At 68.4% G+C, this 17365-nt stretch carries 12 protein-coding genes; 8 read left to right on the top strand and 4 right to left on the bottom strand.

Annotated elements, in window-relative coordinates:
• Window positions 1-34: 34 nt before the first annotated feature.
• The 8 genes from ARC20_RS13590 (at window position 35) to rlmH (ending at window position 7764) form a co-directional block, all read left to right on the top strand.
• Window positions 35-865 carry an OmpA family protein gene (locus tag ARC20_RS13590; RefSeq protein ID WP_057648022.1) on the top strand — a complete coding sequence of 277 codons (831 nt, stop codon included), beginning with the start codon at window positions 35-37 and terminating at the stop codon, window positions 863-865.
• Window positions 866-1021: 156 nt separating this feature from the next.
• A complete protein-coding gene (locus ARC20_RS13585; RefSeq protein ID WP_057648033.1) occupies window positions 1022-1612 on the top strand; it encodes a DUF998 domain-containing protein in 591 nt (196 codons plus the stop codon).
• Between the two features lie 88 nt (window positions 1613-1700).
• Window positions 1701-4340 (top strand): leucine--tRNA ligase, encoded by a 2640-nt coding sequence (gene leuS / locus ARC20_RS13580; RefSeq protein ID WP_057648020.1) that lies wholly within the window; start codon window positions 1701-1703, stop codon window positions 4338-4340.
• 121 nt (window positions 4341-4461) lie between these two features.
• On the top strand, window positions 4462-5064 hold the full coding sequence (locus tag ARC20_RS13575; protein ID WP_057648018.1) for an LPS-assembly lipoprotein LptE: 603 nt from the start codon (window positions 4462-4464) through the stop codon (window positions 5062-5064).
• A gap of 24 nt (window positions 5065-5088) precedes the next feature.
• On the top strand, window positions 5089-6123 hold the full coding sequence (holA, locus tag ARC20_RS13570) for a DNA polymerase III subunit delta (RefSeq protein ID WP_057648015.1): 1035 nt from the start codon (window positions 5089-5091) through the stop codon (window positions 6121-6123).
• 14 nt (window positions 6124-6137) lie between these two features.
• The gene (nadD, locus tag ARC20_RS13565; RefSeq protein ID WP_057648012.1) at window positions 6138-6821 is read left to right on the top strand and encodes a nicotinate-nucleotide adenylyltransferase; all 684 of its coding nucleotides are present in this window, start codon (window positions 6138-6140) and stop codon (window positions 6819-6821) included.
• Window positions 6822-6878: 57 nt separating this feature from the next.
• Complete coding sequence (gene rsfS, locus ARC20_RS13560; protein ID WP_057648009.1) at window positions 6879-7283, top strand: ribosome silencing factor; 405 nt, start codon at window positions 6879-6881, stop codon at window positions 7281-7283.
• Between the two features lie 10 nt (window positions 7284-7293).
• Entirely contained in the window at window positions 7294-7764 is a 471-nt protein-coding gene (gene rlmH / locus ARC20_RS13555; RefSeq protein ID WP_057648007.1) for a 23S rRNA (pseudouridine(1915)-N(3))-methyltransferase RlmH, read from the top strand.
• Window positions 7765-7863: 99 nt separating this feature from the next.
• Here rlmH and ARC20_RS13550 read toward each other — a convergent pair whose 3' ends face one another.
• From ARC20_RS13550 to ARC20_RS13535, 4 genes are all read right to left on the bottom strand, one after another.
• On the bottom strand, window positions 7864-10671 hold the full coding sequence (locus ARC20_RS13550) for a TonB-dependent receptor (protein ID WP_057648005.1): 2808 nt from the start codon (window positions 10669-10671) through the stop codon (window positions 7864-7866).
• A gap of 163 nt (window positions 10672-10834) precedes the next feature.
• A complete protein-coding gene (locus ARC20_RS13545) occupies window positions 10835-12400 on the bottom strand; it encodes a tetratricopeptide repeat-containing sulfotransferase family protein (RefSeq protein WP_057648003.1) in 1566 nt (521 codons plus the stop codon).
• The gene (locus ARC20_RS13540; RefSeq protein ID WP_057648001.1) at window positions 12397-13965 is read right to left on the bottom strand and encodes a tetratricopeptide repeat-containing sulfotransferase family protein; all 1569 of its coding nucleotides are present in this window, start codon (window positions 13963-13965) and stop codon (window positions 12397-12399) included. Before ARC20_RS13540 ends, ARC20_RS13545 begins: the two co-directional genes overlap by 4 nt.
• Window positions 13966-14062: 97 nt before the next feature.
• Complete coding sequence (locus tag ARC20_RS13535) at window positions 14063-17086, bottom strand: TonB-dependent receptor (RefSeq protein WP_057647999.1); 3024 nt, start codon at window positions 17084-17086, stop codon at window positions 14063-14065.
• Window positions 17087-17365 lie beyond the last annotated feature (279 nt).

The raw sequence follows: 17365 nt of genomic DNA, 5'->3' as shown, positions 1-17365 counted from the left end.
GCGCGCCGGGTCGCCCATTCGAGGGGAAACCAGCATGCACCTGTCCATCTCCCGTACCGCACGCCAGCCGCTGCCATGGGCACTGCTGGCCACCGTGTTGATGCTCACCGCGTTCGGCGCGAGCGCGCGTGACCGCGACGACGGCTTCCCGGATCCTTCGCGCGCCTACCCGCGTGCGGGCACCTTCATCGACGCCGACCTGCTGCGGCAATACGCGCCGGGCATGAACAAGGAACAGGTGCAGGCGCTGCTCGGCGCCCCGCATTTCAACGAAGGCCTGTTCGGCGTGCGCGAATGGAACTACCTGCTCAACGTGCGCCCGACGGCCGGCGCCGCGCCGGTGCGCTGCCAGCTGCAGATCGACTTCAACAACCACGGCGTGGCGCAGGACCAACGCTGGGCGCCCTCGGCGTGCAGCGCGCTGATGCAGCCGCCGCCGGCCGCGCCGGTGGCCGCGCTGCCGCCCGCGCCGTCGCCGCAGATCCAGCCGGTGCGCCTGTCGGCCGATGCGCTGTTCGAGTTCGACAGCGCCCAGCTCAGCGCACGCGGCCGCGAAACCCTGCGCCAGCTGGTGCAGCAGGCCGGCAGCCTGGCCAACCTGCAACAGGTGGCCGTGGCCGGCTACGCCGACCGCTTCGGCAGCGCGAACTACAACGTGGCGCTGTCCGAGCGTCGCGCCGAGGCGGTGAAGTTCGCGCTGATCGAGCTCGGCGTGCCCGCCAACTCGGTGTGGGCCGACGGCCGCGGCGCCAGCGATCCGCTGGTGAGCTGCCCGGGCCCGCGTTCGTCCCAGGTCATTTCCTGCCTGGCCCCCAACCGCCGGGTGGAGATCACCGGCATGGGCATCCAGGCTGCTTCGCGCTGAGGCTTTTCTCCCCGGACTCTCTCCCCGACACAACTCCCCGAGCAGTATTTGGCCGTCCAGCCCCTGCTGGGCGGCTTTTTTTTGCGCGCGGGCGGGATGCGACAATCCCCGGCGAGCGCGCGCCACGCCGGTGCGCCGAAGTGATCGGGAGTGGATGTGGGTCGGAATGAACGTTGGGGTCGCTGGGCGGCCACGGGATTGCTGCCGTGGCTGGTGGTCGTGGTGGCGGCCTTCGGGCTGGCGATCCCGGTGTATTCGCAGTGGCGCTACCCGGTGACCCTGCTCGGCGGCATCGGCGTGGACCATGCCACCGCCTTCAACGTGCTGGCCATGATCGTGCCGGGGTTGGCGGCGGCATTCGCCGCGGTGACCGCATTCGGCGCCGGCGCGACGCGTTCGTGGCCGCACCGGGTGGGCGTGCAGCTGCTGTTCCTTTCCGGGCTGGCGTTTGCTGGGCTGGGCGTGTTCCCGCTGGATTCGGCCAACTTCGAGGGCGTGGCGACCCAGCGCCACTCGGCGGCCTGGCTGCTGTGGGAGGTCTCCTTCATCCCGGCCATGCTCGCGCTGGGCATGGCGATGCAGGCCCGCGACCGTACCCTGGCCGGGCTGTGCTGGGTGGCCGGCGCCCTGGTGCTGGTGACCGGTTTCGTGCCGCTGCTGCCGGCCCCGCTGGCGCAGCGCGTGGGTTTCCTGGCCTGGGCCGGCTGGTTCGGCCTGGCCGCCTGGCGCTGGCCGGCGCGCGCCTGAGGCCCGCCGGTTCGAACGGGCGTTTGGAGCGCCCGGCCGCCTGCGGTACCCTGTACCGCTTTGCGCCGCCGCGTTTTTGACCGCTTCCATGTCCGCCGAAACCCACGCCTACGACCCGCAGCAGGTCGAAACCGCCGCCCAGCAGTTCTGGGACGCCACCCGTGCCTTCGAGGTCGACGAGACCTCCGACAAGCCGAAGTACTACTGCCTGTCGATGCTGCCGTATCCGTCCGGTGCGCTGCACATGGGCCACGTGCGCAACTACACCATCGGCGACGTGATCAGCCGCTACCAGCGGATGATCGGCAAGAACGTGCTCCAGCCGATGGGCTGGGACGCCTTCGGCCTGCCGGCCGAGAACGCGGCGATCAAGAACAAGACCGCCCCGGCGAAGTGGACCTACGCCAACATCGACCACATGCGCAGCCAGCTCAAGTCGCTGGGCTATGCGATCGACTGGTCGCGCGAGTTCGCCACCTGCCGCCCCGAGTACTACGTGCACGAACAGCGCATGTTTACCCGTCTGATGCGCAAGGGGCTGGCCTACCGCCGCAATGCGGTGGTGAACTGGGACCCGGTGGACCAGACCGTGCTGGCCAACGAGCAGGTGATCGACGGCCGCGGCTGGCGCTCCGGCGCGCTGGTGGAAAAGCGCGAGATCCCGCAGTGGTTCCTGCGCATCACCGATTACGCCCAGGAACTGCTGGACGGCCTGGACGAGCTGCCGGGCTGGCCGGAATCGGTCAAGACGATGCAGCGCAACTGGATCGGCCGCTCCGAGGGCCTGGAAATCCAGTTCGACGTGGTCGACGCCCAGGGCGCCGCGCTCGAACCGCTGCGCGTGTTCACCACGCGCCCGGACACGCTGATGGGCGTGACCTTCGTGTCCATCGCCGGCGAACACCCGCTGGCCCAGCACGCCGCCGCGCACAACCCGGCGCTGGCGCAGCTGCTGGCCGAGCTCAAGCAGGGCGGCGTCTCCGAGGCCGAGCTGGAAACGCAGGAAAAGCGCGGCATGGATACCGGCCTGAAGGCCGTGCATCCGATCACCGGCGAGCAGGTGCCGGTGTGGGTCGCCAACTTCGTGCTGATGGGCTACGGCACCGGCGCGGTGATGGCCGTGCCCGGCCATGACCAGCGCGATTTCGAATTCGCCCACAAGTACCAGCTGCCGATCCGCCAGGTCGTCGCGCTGAAGTCGCCGCGCACCGAGGCCGAGCAGCAGTACGATGCGACCACCTGGCACGACTGGTACGGCGACAAGACCCGCGAGCTGGAGCTGGTGAACTCGGCCGAGTTCGACGGCCTGGACTACGCCGGTGCCTTCGAGGCGCTGGCCGAGCGCTTCGAGCGCAAGGGCCAGGGCCAGCGCCGCGTGAACTACCGCCTGCGCGACTGGGGCGTGAGCCGCCAGCGCTACTGGGGCTGCCCGATCCCGGTGATCTACTGCGCCAGCTGCGGCGCGCTGCCGGTGCCGGAAGACCAGCTGCCGGTGGTGCTGCCGGAGGACGTGCAGTTCAGCGGCACCGGTTCGCCGATCAAGACCGACCCGGAATGGCGCAAGACCACCTGCCCGCAGTGCGGCAAGCCGGCCGAGCGCGAGACCGACACCTTCGACACCTTCATGGAGTCGAGTTGGTACTACGCGCGCTACACCTCGCCGGGCGCGCGCGACATGGTCGACAAGCGCGGCAACTACTGGCTGCCGGTGGACCAGTACATCGGCGGCATCGAGCACGCGATCCTGCACCTGATGTATTTCCGCTTCTATCACAAGCTCATGCGCGACGCGCGGCTGGTGGACAGCGACGAGCCGGCGACCAACCTGCTGACCCAGGGCATGGTCATCGCCGAGACCTTCTACCGCCAGAACGCGGACGGCTCCAAGGACTGGATCAACCCGGCCGACGTGGAAGTGCAGCGCGACGAGCGCGCGCGCATCACCGGCGCGGTCCTCAAGTCCGACGGCCAGCCGGTGCAGATCGGCGGCACCGAGAAGATGTCCAAGTCCAAGAACAACGGCGTGGACCCGAAGACGATGGTGGAGAAGTACGGCGCCGACACGGTGCGCCTGTTCTCCATGTTCGCCGCGCCGCCGGAGCAGTCGCTGGAATGGAACGAGGCCGGCGTCGACGGCATGGCGCGCTTCCTGCGCCGGTTGTGGACGCAGGTGGAGAAGCACGCCGAAGGCGGCAGCGCGCCGGCGCTGGAAGCCGCCGCGCTGGATGCCAACCAGAAGGCGATGCGCCGCAAGACCCACGAGACCATCGGCAAGGTCGGCGACGACTATGGCCGCCGGCACAGCTTCAATACCGCCATCGCGGCGGTGATGGAGCTCTCCAATGCCGTGCACAAGTTCGAGGACGACAGCGCCCAGGGCCGTGCCGTGCGCCAGGAAGCGCTGGAGGCGATGGTGCTGCTGCTCAACCCGATCACCCCGCATGCCAGCCACGCGCTGTGGCAGGTGCTGGGCCACGGCGAGGCCTTGCTGGAAGACGTGCGCTTCCCGCAGGCCGACGCCGCCGCGCTGGTGCGCGACGCCCTCACCCTGGCGGTGCAGGTCAACGGCAAGCTGCGCGGCACCATCGAGGTGGCGGCCGACGCGGCGCGCGAGCAGGTCGAGGCGCTGGCCCAGGCCGAACCGAACGCGGCCAAGTTCCTGGAAGGGCTGACGGTGCGCAAGGTCATCATCGTGCCGGGCAAGATCGTCAACATCGTCGCCGCCTGATCCGGACGCGGCGGCCTCAAGCCGCGTTCACGCCCCCTCGGGCACGCTGCGATGCATCGCGCGCCCGGGAGGGCGCGTCCGCAAGTTGCCGCCCACCGCCCGCTGCCCCAGACTGTCTTCCATGATCCGAGCTCCGTTTACCTTCCTCGCCGCGCTCGCCCTCACGCTGGGCCTGAGCGCCTGCGGCTTCCACCTGCGCAACAAGCTCACGCTGCCGCCCGATACGCCGGCGGTCCGGGTGCAGTCGGCGTCGCCGTACAGCGAGCTGGTGAAGATCCTCAACCGAGGCCTGACCGCCTCCGGCGCCACCCTGGCCGACGAGGACGCCAAGACCGGCTTCGCCACCCTGCAGGTGTTGTCCGAGCGCTGGGGCGACCTGCCCATCGCCATCGACGCCGAAGGCCGCGCGCAGGAGTACAGCCTGCGCTACGCGGCGATCTTCACCCTGCTGCGTGCCGATGGTTCGGTGCTGGTGCCGCAGCAGGTGATCGAGCTCTCGCGCGATTACGTCTCCCCGCCGGAAGATGCCACCGGCACCGCGACCGAGCGCGAGATCCTGGCCAACGAACTGCGCCGCGAGATGGCCGCCTCGATCATGCGCCGCATCGACAGCGTCGTGCGTGCGCGCCTGGAGCACGGCGAGTCGCTGGAGAACCCGACGCCTTCCGACGGCACGCCGCCGGCCGCGCCCGTGCAGCCGCCCGTCCAGCCGCCGGCGCAGTAAGCGCGGCGCACCCGGACGGCGTCGATGGAACTCAGGCCCGAACAACTCGCCGGCCAGACTGGGCAGCCGCTGCAGCCGGTCTACCTGGTGGCTGGCCCGGAGACGCTGCGCGTGCTGGAAGCCGCCGACGCGCTGCGCGCCCGCGCGCGCGCCGAGGGCATCGGCGAGCGCGAGGTGTTCGATGCCGACGGCCGCGATTTCGACTGGAACCAGCTCGAACAAAGCTTCAACGCGCCGAGCCTGTTCAGTGCGCGGCGCCTGGTGGAAGTGCGCATGCCCAGCGGCAAGCCGGGCAAGGACGGCGCGGAGGTGATCAGCGCGTTCTGCGCCAATCCGCCGCCGGACGTGGTGCTGCTGATCACCGCCAACGACTGGAGCAAGGCGCATCACGGCAAGTGGGCCGACGCCATCGCGCGCATCGGCACGATTTCCGTGGCCTGGGCGATCAAGCCGCATGAGCTGCCGGAATGGATCGAGCGCCGCCTGCGGGCCAAGGGCCTGCGGGCCGATGCCGACGCCGTGCAGCGCCTGAGCGAGCGCGTGGAGGGCAACCTCCTGGCCGCCGCGCAGGAGATCGACAAGCTGGCGCTGCTTTCCGATGGGCAGGCGCTGGACTTGGCGGCGATGGAGTCGCTGGTGGCCGACGCCGCACGCTACGACGTGTTCCGCCTGGCCGAGGCCACGCTGGCTGGCCAGCCGGCCGCGGTGGGCCGCATGCTCGCCGGCCTGCGCGGCGAAGGCGAGGCGGTGGCCGCGCTGATGCCGATCCTGATCAAGGAACTGCTGCGCACCGCCGCGCTTGCGCGCGTGCAGGCGCGTGGCGGCAACCTGGCCGGCGAGATGAAGGCGCAGGGCATCTGGGAGTCCCGGCAGGCGCCGTTCAAGCGCGCGCTGGCCCGGCATGCCGAGCCGCGGCGCTGGGAGCGTTTCGTGGCCGAAGCGTCCAAGGTCGACCGCATCGCCAAGGGGCGGGGCGACGGCGATGCGTGGGTGGCGCTGGAACGGCTGCTGCTGGCCGTCTCCGAGGCGCGCGCGGTACGCCTGCTGGTGGCCTCCTGAGCCACGCCGCGGCGATGCACGCCCCGGACGCCGAAGACACGCTGCGGTTGTGCTACGGCGGCACGTTCGACCCCATCCATGACGGCCACCTGGCGGTTGCCCGCGCGGCGCGCGATGCATTCGACGCGCCGGTGTGGTTGATTCCCGCCGCCGACCCGCCGCATCGCGCCGCACCCGGCGCGAATGCCGCGCAGCGTGCGGAGATGATCGCGCTGGCGATTGCCGATATCCCGGGCCTGCGGCTGGACCTGCGCGAGATCGAGCGCGCGCGCACGCTGGATCGGCCCTCCTATACCTACGACACGCTGCGCGAACTGCGTCGCGCCTTCGGCCCGACGCGACCGCTGGCGTGGCTGGTGGGCGCGGACAGTTTCATCGGGCTGCCCACCTGGCATCGCTGGCGCGAGATCGGCGAGCTGGCGCATCTGGTGATCGCCGAGCGTCCGGGCAGCGCGCTGGACGCGGCATTGCCGGTCGAACTGGGCGCCTGGGCGCGGAGCCGGTGGGCCAGCGATGCGGACCAGCTGCGGCAGCATCCCGCCGGGTGCCTGTGGCGGCTGCACCAGCCGCTGCGGGCGGAATCGGCGAGCCAGGTACGCGAGGAAATCGCCGGCCACGGCGCATGGCAGGGCCTCGTGCCGGCGGCCGTCGCGCGATACATCCAGGCCCGCCAGTTGTATGCGTCCCGGCCAGCCTGAACGCGCTGCCGGCGCCATTTGCCTATAATCCGCGCCATTCCCATCGAGTTGCCCGCTTTGACCAGCCAAGCCCAAGTCATCAAGACCCAGATTCCCACCCCGCCGCCGTCGGTGCCGAAGTTGCTCGCGACCGTCCGCGAGGCCATCGAGGAGCTCAAGGGCAAGGACGTGGTCGAGATCGACGTGCGCGGCAAGTCCAGCGTGGCCGACTACATGGTGGTGGTGTCGGGTACGTCGACGCGCCATGTGAAGTCCATCGCCGACGAGGTGGTGAAGTTCGCCAAGCGCCTGGAGCTGATGCCGATGGGCGTGGAAGGCGAGCGCGAGGCGGAGTGGGTGCTGGTGGACCTGGGCGACGTGATCGTCCACGTGATGCTGCCGCGCGTGCGCGAGTTCTACGCGCTGGAGCGCCTGTGGACGGTGGGCGACCAGCCGCCGGCCGAGTCCGGGCAGGACGTCTGACCGCACGGCGATGAAGGCGCGTTTGATCGCCACCGGCGAGCGTGCGCCGTCCTGGGTGGCGCAGGGGTTTTCCGAGTACCAGAAGCGGCTGTCGCACTGGTTGCCGCTGGAGCTGGTGGAGATCGAGCCGGGCCTGCGGGGCAAGGGGCGCGATCCGCAACGGGCCATCGACGACGAGGGACGGCGGGTGATTGCCGCGCTGCCCAAGCAGCCGTACGTGGTGGCGCTGGATGTACCGGGCAAGCCGTACAGCTCCGAGCAGCTTTCGCAGCGGATGGAGCACTGGCGGACGCTGGGGCGCGACCTGGCGTTCCTGATCGGTGGGCCGGAAGGGCATTCTTCCGAAGTGCTGAAGGTGGCCGACGAGCGGTGGTCGATCGGGCCGCTGACCTTGCCGCACATGCTGGTGCGGCTGGTGGTGGCCGAGCAGCTGTATCGCGCTGCGGCGATGCTGGCTAACCATCCTTACCATCGGGCTTGATCGTTCGGCGCGTGGGGATAGGAAAGCGCGCTGCGTGAGTGCTGATAGAAAAAGCCCGGGCATCGCTGCCCGGGCCATGTGAAGTAATGCCTTGTTCGCTCAGTTCCAGGTGTACTTCGCGCCCACCGTGAAATAACGGCCGATCGCGCCGCTGAAGTGCAGCGGGTTGTAGTTGATCGCGCCATACGTGGCCGGGTCGAGCGGGGCGGTGCGGTCGAAGACGTTCTGCACCGAGCCGAAGATCTCCAGCGCGTCGGTCGCCTTCCAGTTGGCCGACAGGTCGAACGTGGTGAACGAGGCCAGCTCGCAGTCGCCCGGCGCCGGCGAGCCGTCGGCGCGGAAGTTCAGGCAGGTTTCGTCCTTGCTGCCACCGGTCTCGGGCGTGTTGTCCATGCTGCTGATGTAGTTGACGATGCCGCTCACCGTCCAGGCGTTGTAGTTCCAGGTGGCACCGAAGTTGACGCGGTCCTTCGGGGTGCCGATGCAGTTGGTGACGTCGCAGTTGCCATGCGTGCCGGCGTATTCGTGGGTGATGTCACCCTCGGTGCGCTCGAACTTCTTGATGTGGCTCCACTGCAGGTCCAGGCGCATGTCGCCATAGGCGCCCATCGGGATGTCCTGGCGGATGTCGGTGTCGATGCCTTCCACTTCCGAGGAGTTGGCGTTCACGTACTGCGTGTTGATCGCCAGGATCGTGCCGGTGCCGGGGACGCCGTTGAGCAGGTCGGTATCGCGCAGGACGTCGCCGGCGGCGATGGCGTCGGCGGTGGAGCCCTGGGCGATTTCGTTGGTGCGCTTGATGCGCCAGGCATCGACGGTGATCGAGGTGGTACGCGTGGGTTGCAGCACGATGCCCAGGCTGTAGCTCTTGGACTCTTCCGGCTTCAGGTCCGGGTTGGGCGTGGTGATGATCGCCACCGGCTGCAGGCCGCAGTCGTCGGGCGTGCCGCCCGGAGCGGGGGTGCCGTTCGGGCAGCGCACCGGGTCCAGCGCGTTGGAGAAGGCGGCCAGGCCACCGTCGCCGTTCTCGGCCGGGTTCGGGGCACGGAACCCCTCGGCGTAGGTGCCGCGCAGGGCGAACCAGTCGATCGGGTTCCACTTGAAGCCGAACTTCGGCTTCACTGCGTCGTCGCCGCTTTCGTACTTGTCATAGCGCACGGCCGCCGAGAGTTCCAGCGATTCGAGGACCGGCGCGGACAACTCCAGGTAGCCGGCGTAGACGTTCTGCGTGCCATCGTAGGCCGAGTAGCCCAGGCCGATGATGTCGCCGACATCCGTATACGTCTGCGGGGTCAGCGAGTTGGTGGTGCGCCGCCACTCGGTACCGAACGCCAGCGAGAGCGGGCCGCCCTTGAGGTCATAGATGCCGCGCGATGCGGTGAAGTCGAACATGTCCAGGCTCGACTTGGCGTAGGCGCGGATCTCCGGCGAGATGTAGTCATACAGGCTCTGCGGATTGGCATCCGAGCCCAGCCCGATATTCCACACGCCACCGGGGCAGGCCGCATTGCCCAGCGCGCACTGCACGGCGCTGTAGCGCAGGAAGCCGGTGCGCTTGTTGACCAGGTTGGTGGACGAATGCAGGTAGGCGGTGTCGTAGTCCCAATCGCCCCAGGTGCCCTTGATGCCGGCCAGGAAGCGGAAGAATTCGTTGGTGTTGTCGGTCACGCGCCCGCCGACATCGGCGGCGTTGTAGCGCACGCGCACCGGTTCGTCATACGGATTGTCCGGATGACCCACGCCGAGCACCACCGCGCCCGGGCCGCTGTTCGCGTTGACAGGGCCACCGGGGTAACCCCAGGCGCCGGACACGTTCGACGGCGTGTTGTGGAAGACGGTTTCCTTCTTCGAGTAACCGAACTCGGTGTAGATCTCCGAGCTGTCGCCGATGGCGAAGGTGCCGCGCGCGAACAGGTTGACGTACTTCTCCTCGGGCGTGAGGTCACGCCAGTCGGCCATGTCCCACAGGCAGCCACCGCCGGCATCCTGCGGGCTCACGTTGGAGAGTTGCGCACAGCCGGGCAGGGAGGTGAGCGTGGCCGGGTCGGTGCCGGGCACGAACACGCTGCCGACCTGCGAATTGCCGCCGCCCGTGCCGCCGCCGGTGATCGCACCGCCGAGGAACTGGCTGCCGCCGGCGCTGTAGCCCCACGGGCGCAGGTCGCCGGTGCCGATCCACTTGCGGTTGTCGCGGTCGGAGGCCTTGATGCCGTCGGTCTTGCCGACATCCAGGCTGAAGAACGCGTTCCAGCCGTCTTCGGCGAGATTGCCGGTACCGGCGGTCAGCGTGGCCTTGCGGGCATTGCCGTCGCTGTCGTCGGACATGCCGTAGGAGCCGCGCAGGATCGCGCCGGTGAAGTCGGTGCGCAGGATGATGTTCACCACGCCGGCGATGGCATCCGAACCATAAATCGCCGAGGCGCCATCCTTGAGCACTTCCACGCGCTCGACCGCATCGAGCGGAATCGTGCTCAGGTCGGTGAACACCTTCTGGCCGTCATCGGCCAGGCCGTACGTCGCCATGCGGCGGCCGTTCAACAGCACCAGCGTGGAACCGGCGCCCAGGCCACGCAGCGAGATGCCGGCGCCGCCACCGGCAAAGCCGTTGCCGAAAGTCTTGGGGATCGAACCGGCGCCGTCGGAAGTGAGGGTCTGCAGGTACTCGGCGACAGTGGTCTTGCCGGTGCGGTCGATGTCCTGGCGCGTCACCACCTGCACCGGCGAGGGGGTTTCGGTATTGGTACGCGGAATATTCGAACCAGTGACCGTGATGCGGTCCAGGTTGGTCGGTGCTTCGGCTTCCTGCGCGAAGGCGGGCAGCGCGGCGGTCGGCGCGAGCAGGACCAGCAGGGCGGCGGACAATGGCGTGCGACGGCGCGCCGCATGTTGCGGGACATGGCTATTCACGGCTCTCTCCTGACAAGGAATGGCGGAACTTGGCGAATATGTCGGGAGGGGGCGCCGACGCCGGCGAATTTGGTTTTTTCTGGGTGAGTGAGTAGTGAAAAAAGCCTTAATACGCCGGCGTTTTGTTACGCCTGCGTATAGCTACCTGAGCCGCTCACGTTTGTCAGTTGCCGCGTTGCAATTGCTCGATCAGCGGGGCGAGCGACGCGGCATACGGCGACCACTTGGGTCGTTCGGAGACGCTCGGGCGTGCGCGAACCTGCACGGCGCTCGCCGTGACGACGCCACGCTGGCGCCCTTCGCTGTGCAGCATCTGCGGGCTGTAGGCGACGCCGCAGAAGTCGGCGACCTCGCGCATCACCGCCTCCGGTTCGCGCAGCAGGCGGGCATAGGAGACGTCGAGGATGCGGCCGGGGAACTGCGCATGCCAGTGCGCCATGAGGCGCTGGTAGCGCTGGTGGTAATCCGCCAGCTCGTGCATGTCGTAGCTGTACGGGTTGGCTTCGGAGAACAGTTCGCGAAGATTGGAGAAACAGGTCTCCACCGGGTCGCGCACCATGTGGAGGATGCGCGCCTGCGGCAGTGCGGCGGCGATGAAGCCGATGTTGAGGAAGTTCGACGGCAGCTTGTCGGTGAAGCATCGCTCGCCGGCCAGGCGCCATGCGGTGCTGCGCAGGTAGCGCTCGCCGGCGGCGGCCATGTCCGCGTCCGGCGCCCGGCGCACGATCTCTTCGTCGACGACGCCGCGGCAATGGTGGTCGGTAGCGTGGCGCATCGCGCTGGTGAAGTCGTACAGCTCGCCGATGCCTTTCACGTCCTCCGAGCCGCACAGCATCTGCTCCAGCAGCGTGGTGCCGGAGCGGTGCATGCCCACGATGAAAAGCGGGCGCGCGCCCTCGTGGACGACGTCGGCCCGCGGCAACGCCGGCATGGCGTGGAGTGCGTCGAACAGGCGCTGGTTCTGCGCGTCGTCATAGTCCAGCGTCGCGCGCTTGTGCGCGCATCCGCGCATCAACGCGGCCCACGCGTCGTCGTATTCGTGTAGGTCGTCCAGCGTCTTATGCAGCGCGAATTCGAGCAGCGCCTGGTCCGCCGCCGAACGCCCGGCGCGTGCCAGTTCGCGGCGGATGGCCTGCGCGCCATTGCGCTCGGCCGTCTGGCGCTTCAGCGCCGCGCGCAGCCAGTAACCCTGCGCGATTTCCGGCGCACGCCGCTGCGAGCGCACCACATCCTGCTCGGCCTCGTCGAACCGGCCGAGATACATCAGCACCTGCGCGCGGGCGAGCAGGGTGGGGGGGTAATCCGGATCCGCCCGCTTCGCTTCGTCGAGGTAGGCGATGGCTTCCTCGGGCAGGTTGGCATAGGTAAGGTGCGAGGCCGCGGTAATGAGCGCGGGCACCGGCATGCGCGCCGGCGGTCCGAGGCGGGCCAGCACGCTGCGCAGGGCCGGGATGTCGTTGAACGTGCGCAGGCGCGGGATCATCGCGGCCAGCTGCTGCGGCGTCGCCTGCGGGCTGGCCTGCGCGTGCTGCATCCAGGCTTCCGCGCCACGATGGTGGCCGGCGAGCGAGTAGAGGTAGGAGAGCTGCAGGAAACTGTCCACGCGCCCCGGGGCGATGTCCAGGATGCGCTGGTGGCAGGCGATCGCGCGGGCGAAGTCGCCCTGCGCGGCGAACTGCTCGGCCTGCGCGACGAGCGTGGCGATCTGCGTGCCGGCGGCCATGTTCATCGCGCGATGTCCTCCAGGCGCGCGGCCAACGGTGCCAGTGGCTCGGCGTAGCGCTGCCACGCGTCCAGCGCGCCGCGATGGACCGCGCTGCGCACCTGCACGCTGCTGGCGGTGCTGACCGGGGCCGCGTTGCGTTCCGGATGCGCCAGGCCTGGCCACGCCGGCAGTTCGAGGAAGGCAAGCAGCCCTTCGAGCGTGCGCTCGGTGTCTTCGACGAGCGCGCGGTAGTCGACCACATGCACCTGCGCCGGCACGCGCTGCGCCCAATGGGTCATCCAGCGCTGCGCCAGGCGCACTTCCGCCGCGAGCGTGTCGAGGTCGTAGCTGTAGGCGTAGGCGCCGCCCTGGAACAGCTCCTTCAAATTGGAGAACGCCACGTCCATCGGGTCGCGGCGCACGCACACGATGCGGGCCTGCGGCAGCGCGCCGAGGATGAGCGGCAGCTCGAACAGGTTGCGCGGATGCTTGTCGATGGCCGCGGCCGTGGCGGGCGCCGCGCGGCGCAACCGCTGCTGGTAGGCGTGGCCGATCGCCGGCAGGTTCTGCTTCGCCAGGAAGGCGAGGGGATCTTCGACGTGGCACAGGCCCGGGAAGAATTGGCCGGCGCCTTCGCTGGCCGCGGCGATCAGGTCGTTGCGCTCGCCGACGCTGCTCACCCAGCCGTGGTTGCCGAGCATGCGGTCCAACAGGGTGGTGCCCGAACGCGGCAGCCCGAGGATGAAGATCGGGCGTGGCTGCGAGGCCGCCGGCGCCTGCGCCGCGGGTGCCCAGTCGCTGGCCATCAACCGCTCGGCCCGTGCGTGGCGCACGGCCTGCAGGGCGTCCGGATGCAGGCGATGCATCCGCGCGGCACCGTCGACGAGCGCCGCCCAGGCGGCCTCGCGTTCGTCGGCGGCATCGAGCTCATGGAACAGCGCGTAGTCCAGCTGCGCGCGGGCGTGGTCGTCGGCGGTGGCGGCCAGGGCGCGGCGCAGGCGCGTCACGCGCGCCGGCGCGCCGGTCGGGCGCAGCTTGGCGATGGCCCAGTGAACGTCCGGAAGGTGTGGCGCCAGGGCCAGCGCGGATTCGTAATGGGTGGCGGCGCCGTCCATGTCGCCGAGATATTGCGCCAGCTGGCCACGGGTGAAGCGCAGCAGCGGATGCGCGCCGGTCTGCGGTTCCACCGCATCCAGCAGGCGTTGTGCGTCTTCGTAGCGGCCGGCCAGCCACAGGTGCTGGGCCAGCGAGGGCGATTGCCGCAGCACGTCGGCATCGCGCCAGTCGGCCCCGAGGATGGTGGAGGCAACTTCGGCCTCTTCGGCGAAGTCGAGCAGGCGCAGCGTCACGTACGCGAGCAGGCGCTTGCTGCCGCCCAGGCGCACGGCGTCGGCCGCGCGCAAGGCGTATTGGTGGGCTTGGGGATAAGCATTGCGCTCCTGCGCGAAGCGCGACAGCCGCAGCAACGCGGGAACGTGTTGTGGGTGCAGCGCGAGGATGGCGGCGTAGGCTTCGCCCGCGGCCTGGTGGTCCGCCTTGCTTTCATGTGCCTGGCCTTCGCGCCAGAGCTGGTCAAGCCTGTCTTGCATTCGTCGTTCCAGAACCGGCCCGGGAAAAAACGGCCGCCTTGCGGCGGCCGTCGGAGTAAAAGAGCCGTATAGCTTCTAGGTATGAAACCGCGGTGGATCAGAAGTCGTACTGCACCATGAAGCGGAACGAACGCGGTGCCTGCGTGCTGCGGTAGACGCCGAAGGTGTTCAGCGGCGCGCCGGTGGTGCCGTCTTCGGCCACTTCGGACACCGCGGTGACCTTCTGCTGGTCGAACACGTTGAACACGTCGATCTTGAACTGCAGGCCCGGGGCCCACTGCGGCAGGTACGCGACGTTCAGGTCCAGCGAGTTGGTCCACGGCAGGCGGCCGTAGGTGCCACGCGGCACGGCCTCGGACGGACCGTCCGCGCCACCGGCTTCGGTGGTGCCGCAACGGAAGAACGAGGAGCCGTACGGGTGGATGCCACCGTGGTACGGGTACAGCACGCCCAGGCAGTTCTGCGGACGGCCGGACTGCACCAGGATGTTGGCACCCAGCGACCATTCGTCGGTGAACTGGTAGTTGCCGAAGATCTTGACGCTGTGGCGGCGGTCGTTCGGCAGGTAGCCGTACGAATCGACCATCAGTTCCTTGTAGTCGAAGTCCTGCGTGACCGAGGTGTCACCCTGGCCGATGTCCGACTTCACGCCGCCTTCGGTGTTGCCCTTGTTCCAGGACATGGTCCACGAAGCCTGGAAGAAGAACTTCTCCCAGCTGCCGTCCCAGAACAGTTCCAGCGCCTTGTACTCGCGCTTGGCCTTCGGCGACAGCAGGTCGGCCGGGATGGTGTACTCGGTGAGCACGCCATTGCCTTCCACGTCGGTCAGGAACACCGAATCTTCGCCCGGGTTGAACATGCGGCAGTACGGGAAGCCGGCGTTCGGGATGTTCGGGGTCAGGCCGTCGGCGACGGCGGCGTCGTAGATCGGGGTGTAATCGCAGTTGTCGTCGATGGCGGCCTTGAGCTTGCGGTAGATGCCGCGCGCACCGATGGCCTGGTGGTCGGTGATCTGGCTCTGGAAGCCCAGGATGTACTCGTCCTGGTACATCGGGTCGAGGTTGGTCGCCGCGATGGTCGCCGGGTTCTTCGGTTCGCCGAACTCGCCGTTGATGTACTGCAGGCCGCCGCGCGGGGTCAGGCCGGTGGGCGCACCGGTGACCGGGTCCACGCCGGTGTAGAAGTAGTTCTGGCGGGTGTACAGCGAGGCGCTGGCGCCACGCACGGCCACGCTCGGGGTGAGCGGCAGGGCGTAACGGCCGGCGTTGCCGTAGATCTTCAGCGACGAATCACCCAGCACGTCCCAGCTGAAGCCCAGGCGCGGGCCGAACTGGTTGTCGATCTTGACGTACTGCTGGCCTTCGCCGTTGTAGTTCTCGAAGGTATCCCAACGCGCGCCGAGGTAGGCCAGGAACGTGTCGGTGATGTTCCAGCTGTCCTCGACGTACATCGCCCACTGCTTGAGCTTGACGGTCGAACCCTGGTTGGTGATCTGCTCGCGGACGATGTCGTACTCGTCGCCGTTGTTCACCACGCCGTCCGGGTTGACGGTCGAGTAGCGCCAGTAACGGCCGCCTTCGATCGAGGTACCGGCGATGGACTCGTAGTCGTCACGGTCGTAGCCGAAGCGGATCAGGTGATCGCCCAGCGACCATTCGAAGTCCAGGCGGAACTGGTCGCGGGTGTCCTTGGAGTCGGCGCGGTCGATGGCGTCGTTGGTGATGTTGCACGACGAGGTGATCTCGCCGCCGGTCAGGTCCTGGCGGTAGGTCGGGCGCACGTCGAGGATGCGCGGGCAGCCGGAGGCCGGGTCGTTCAGGTCACCGCTGTAGGAGACGTCCAAACCGGTCGCGGTGCGCGCGCCGTCCTTGCGCTTGAACTCGCCATGGCCGTACAGCGCCGACATGGTGAAGGTGTCGGTGAAGTAGCCGGTGTACTTGCCGATCCAGTTCTGGCCGCCGTTTTCCTGCTTGCGGGTGCCGATGTACTCGCCGGTCTCGGGGTTGTAGACGTCGGTGTCGATCTTGCTGGTGTCGTTGAAGCCGGTCAGCTCCAGCTTGTTGCTGTCGTTGATGTTCCAGTCGACCTTGACCAGCCACGTCGGGCGCTTGGTTTCCTCGTCGGCCGGCTTGTCGCCGAACGGCGTGCCCGCCAGGCCCTTGTCGGTATCGCCGTAGGAGACCAGGCCGTAGGCGAACAGCTTGTCCTTGACCAGCGCGCCGGACGCCCAGGCGGAGGTGATCCACTGGTTGGTGTCGACGTTGGAGTTGTCCTGCGCCAGCGTGCCCACGTCATCCGGGGCGAGCGGGTTGCGATAGTAGTAGTTCACCGTGTCCGAGTTGAGCGAACGCGGGGTGTAGAACACGTTGCCGCCGGCATGGAACTCGTTGGTACCGCGCTTGGTGATCTGGTTGACCACGCCGCCGGTGGAGCGGCCGAACTCGGCGCCGTAACCACCCGTCTTGACCTGCTGCTCGGCGACCGCTTCGAACGGGATCTGCGAGAAGTTGAGGTTGCGGAACGAGTTGGTGACGTTGAAGCCGTTGACGTAGTACTGGTTCTCGGCGACCGACGAGCCACCGAACGAGGCCAGGTTGCCGAACGCGGTATCACCGCGCACGGTGCCGGGGGCGAGCAGGGCCACGGAGGTGGCGTCGCGCGCGACCGGGATCTTGGCGATCTGTTCGGCGGTCAGGATGGTGGTCGATTCCACCGAGGAGACGTCGATCGGGTTCACCGCCGAGGTGGCGCGGACCTGCACGGTATCCAGGGTGGAGGCATCGCTGCGGCCGCCGGCGAAGTTCACCGAGGTGCCGGTACCGACGTTGACGTTGACGCCTTCGCGGGTCGAGGTGCTGCCGTCGGTGCCGGTGTAGGTGACGGTGTAGCTGCCGGTCGGCAGGGCCGAGAAGCGGTAGGCGCCGTCGTTGCCGACGGTGATGGAGCGGGAGAAGCCCGTCGCCGGATTCTGGATCTGGACGGTGGAGCCTGCGCCGGCCTGGCCGAAGATGGCGCCGGAGGTGTTGGACTGCGCGTACAGCGTGGGACTGAAGCAGATGCCGAGGGCCAGACTGAGCGCGGAGCGCTGCAGGACCCGTTTGGTTCGCTGGTTGACTGCCACTAGCTCTCTCTCCTGAGTAGGGTTCTTTGCGATATCGGCGGCAAGGCCTGAAGGTCACCCCGCAAAGCCGATATTCAGAATCTACTCAGGTTTAAGGGCCGCGTCACGGAAAATTCATGCTCACGGCACAAATGTGACTTGGGTGGAAATTTTGCCGGTGGGTGGCATCTTCCTCAACATGCAGCGAACTGCGCGCAACGTGCTGCGTAATGACCGTACGGGGTCGGATTGTTGCGGTGCGGTGGGCTGGCCCGCGCAGGCCAGCCCACCGCACCGCAA

The organism is Stenotrophomonas panacihumi (assembly GCF_001431645.1).
GTDB classification, from domain to species: Bacteria; Pseudomonadota; Gammaproteobacteria; order Xanthomonadales; family Xanthomonadaceae; genus Stenotrophomonas_A; species Stenotrophomonas_A panacihumi.
The sequence above is the reverse complement of the archived record's forward strand: the minus strand, read 5'-3'. Positions and strand labels throughout refer to the sequence as shown.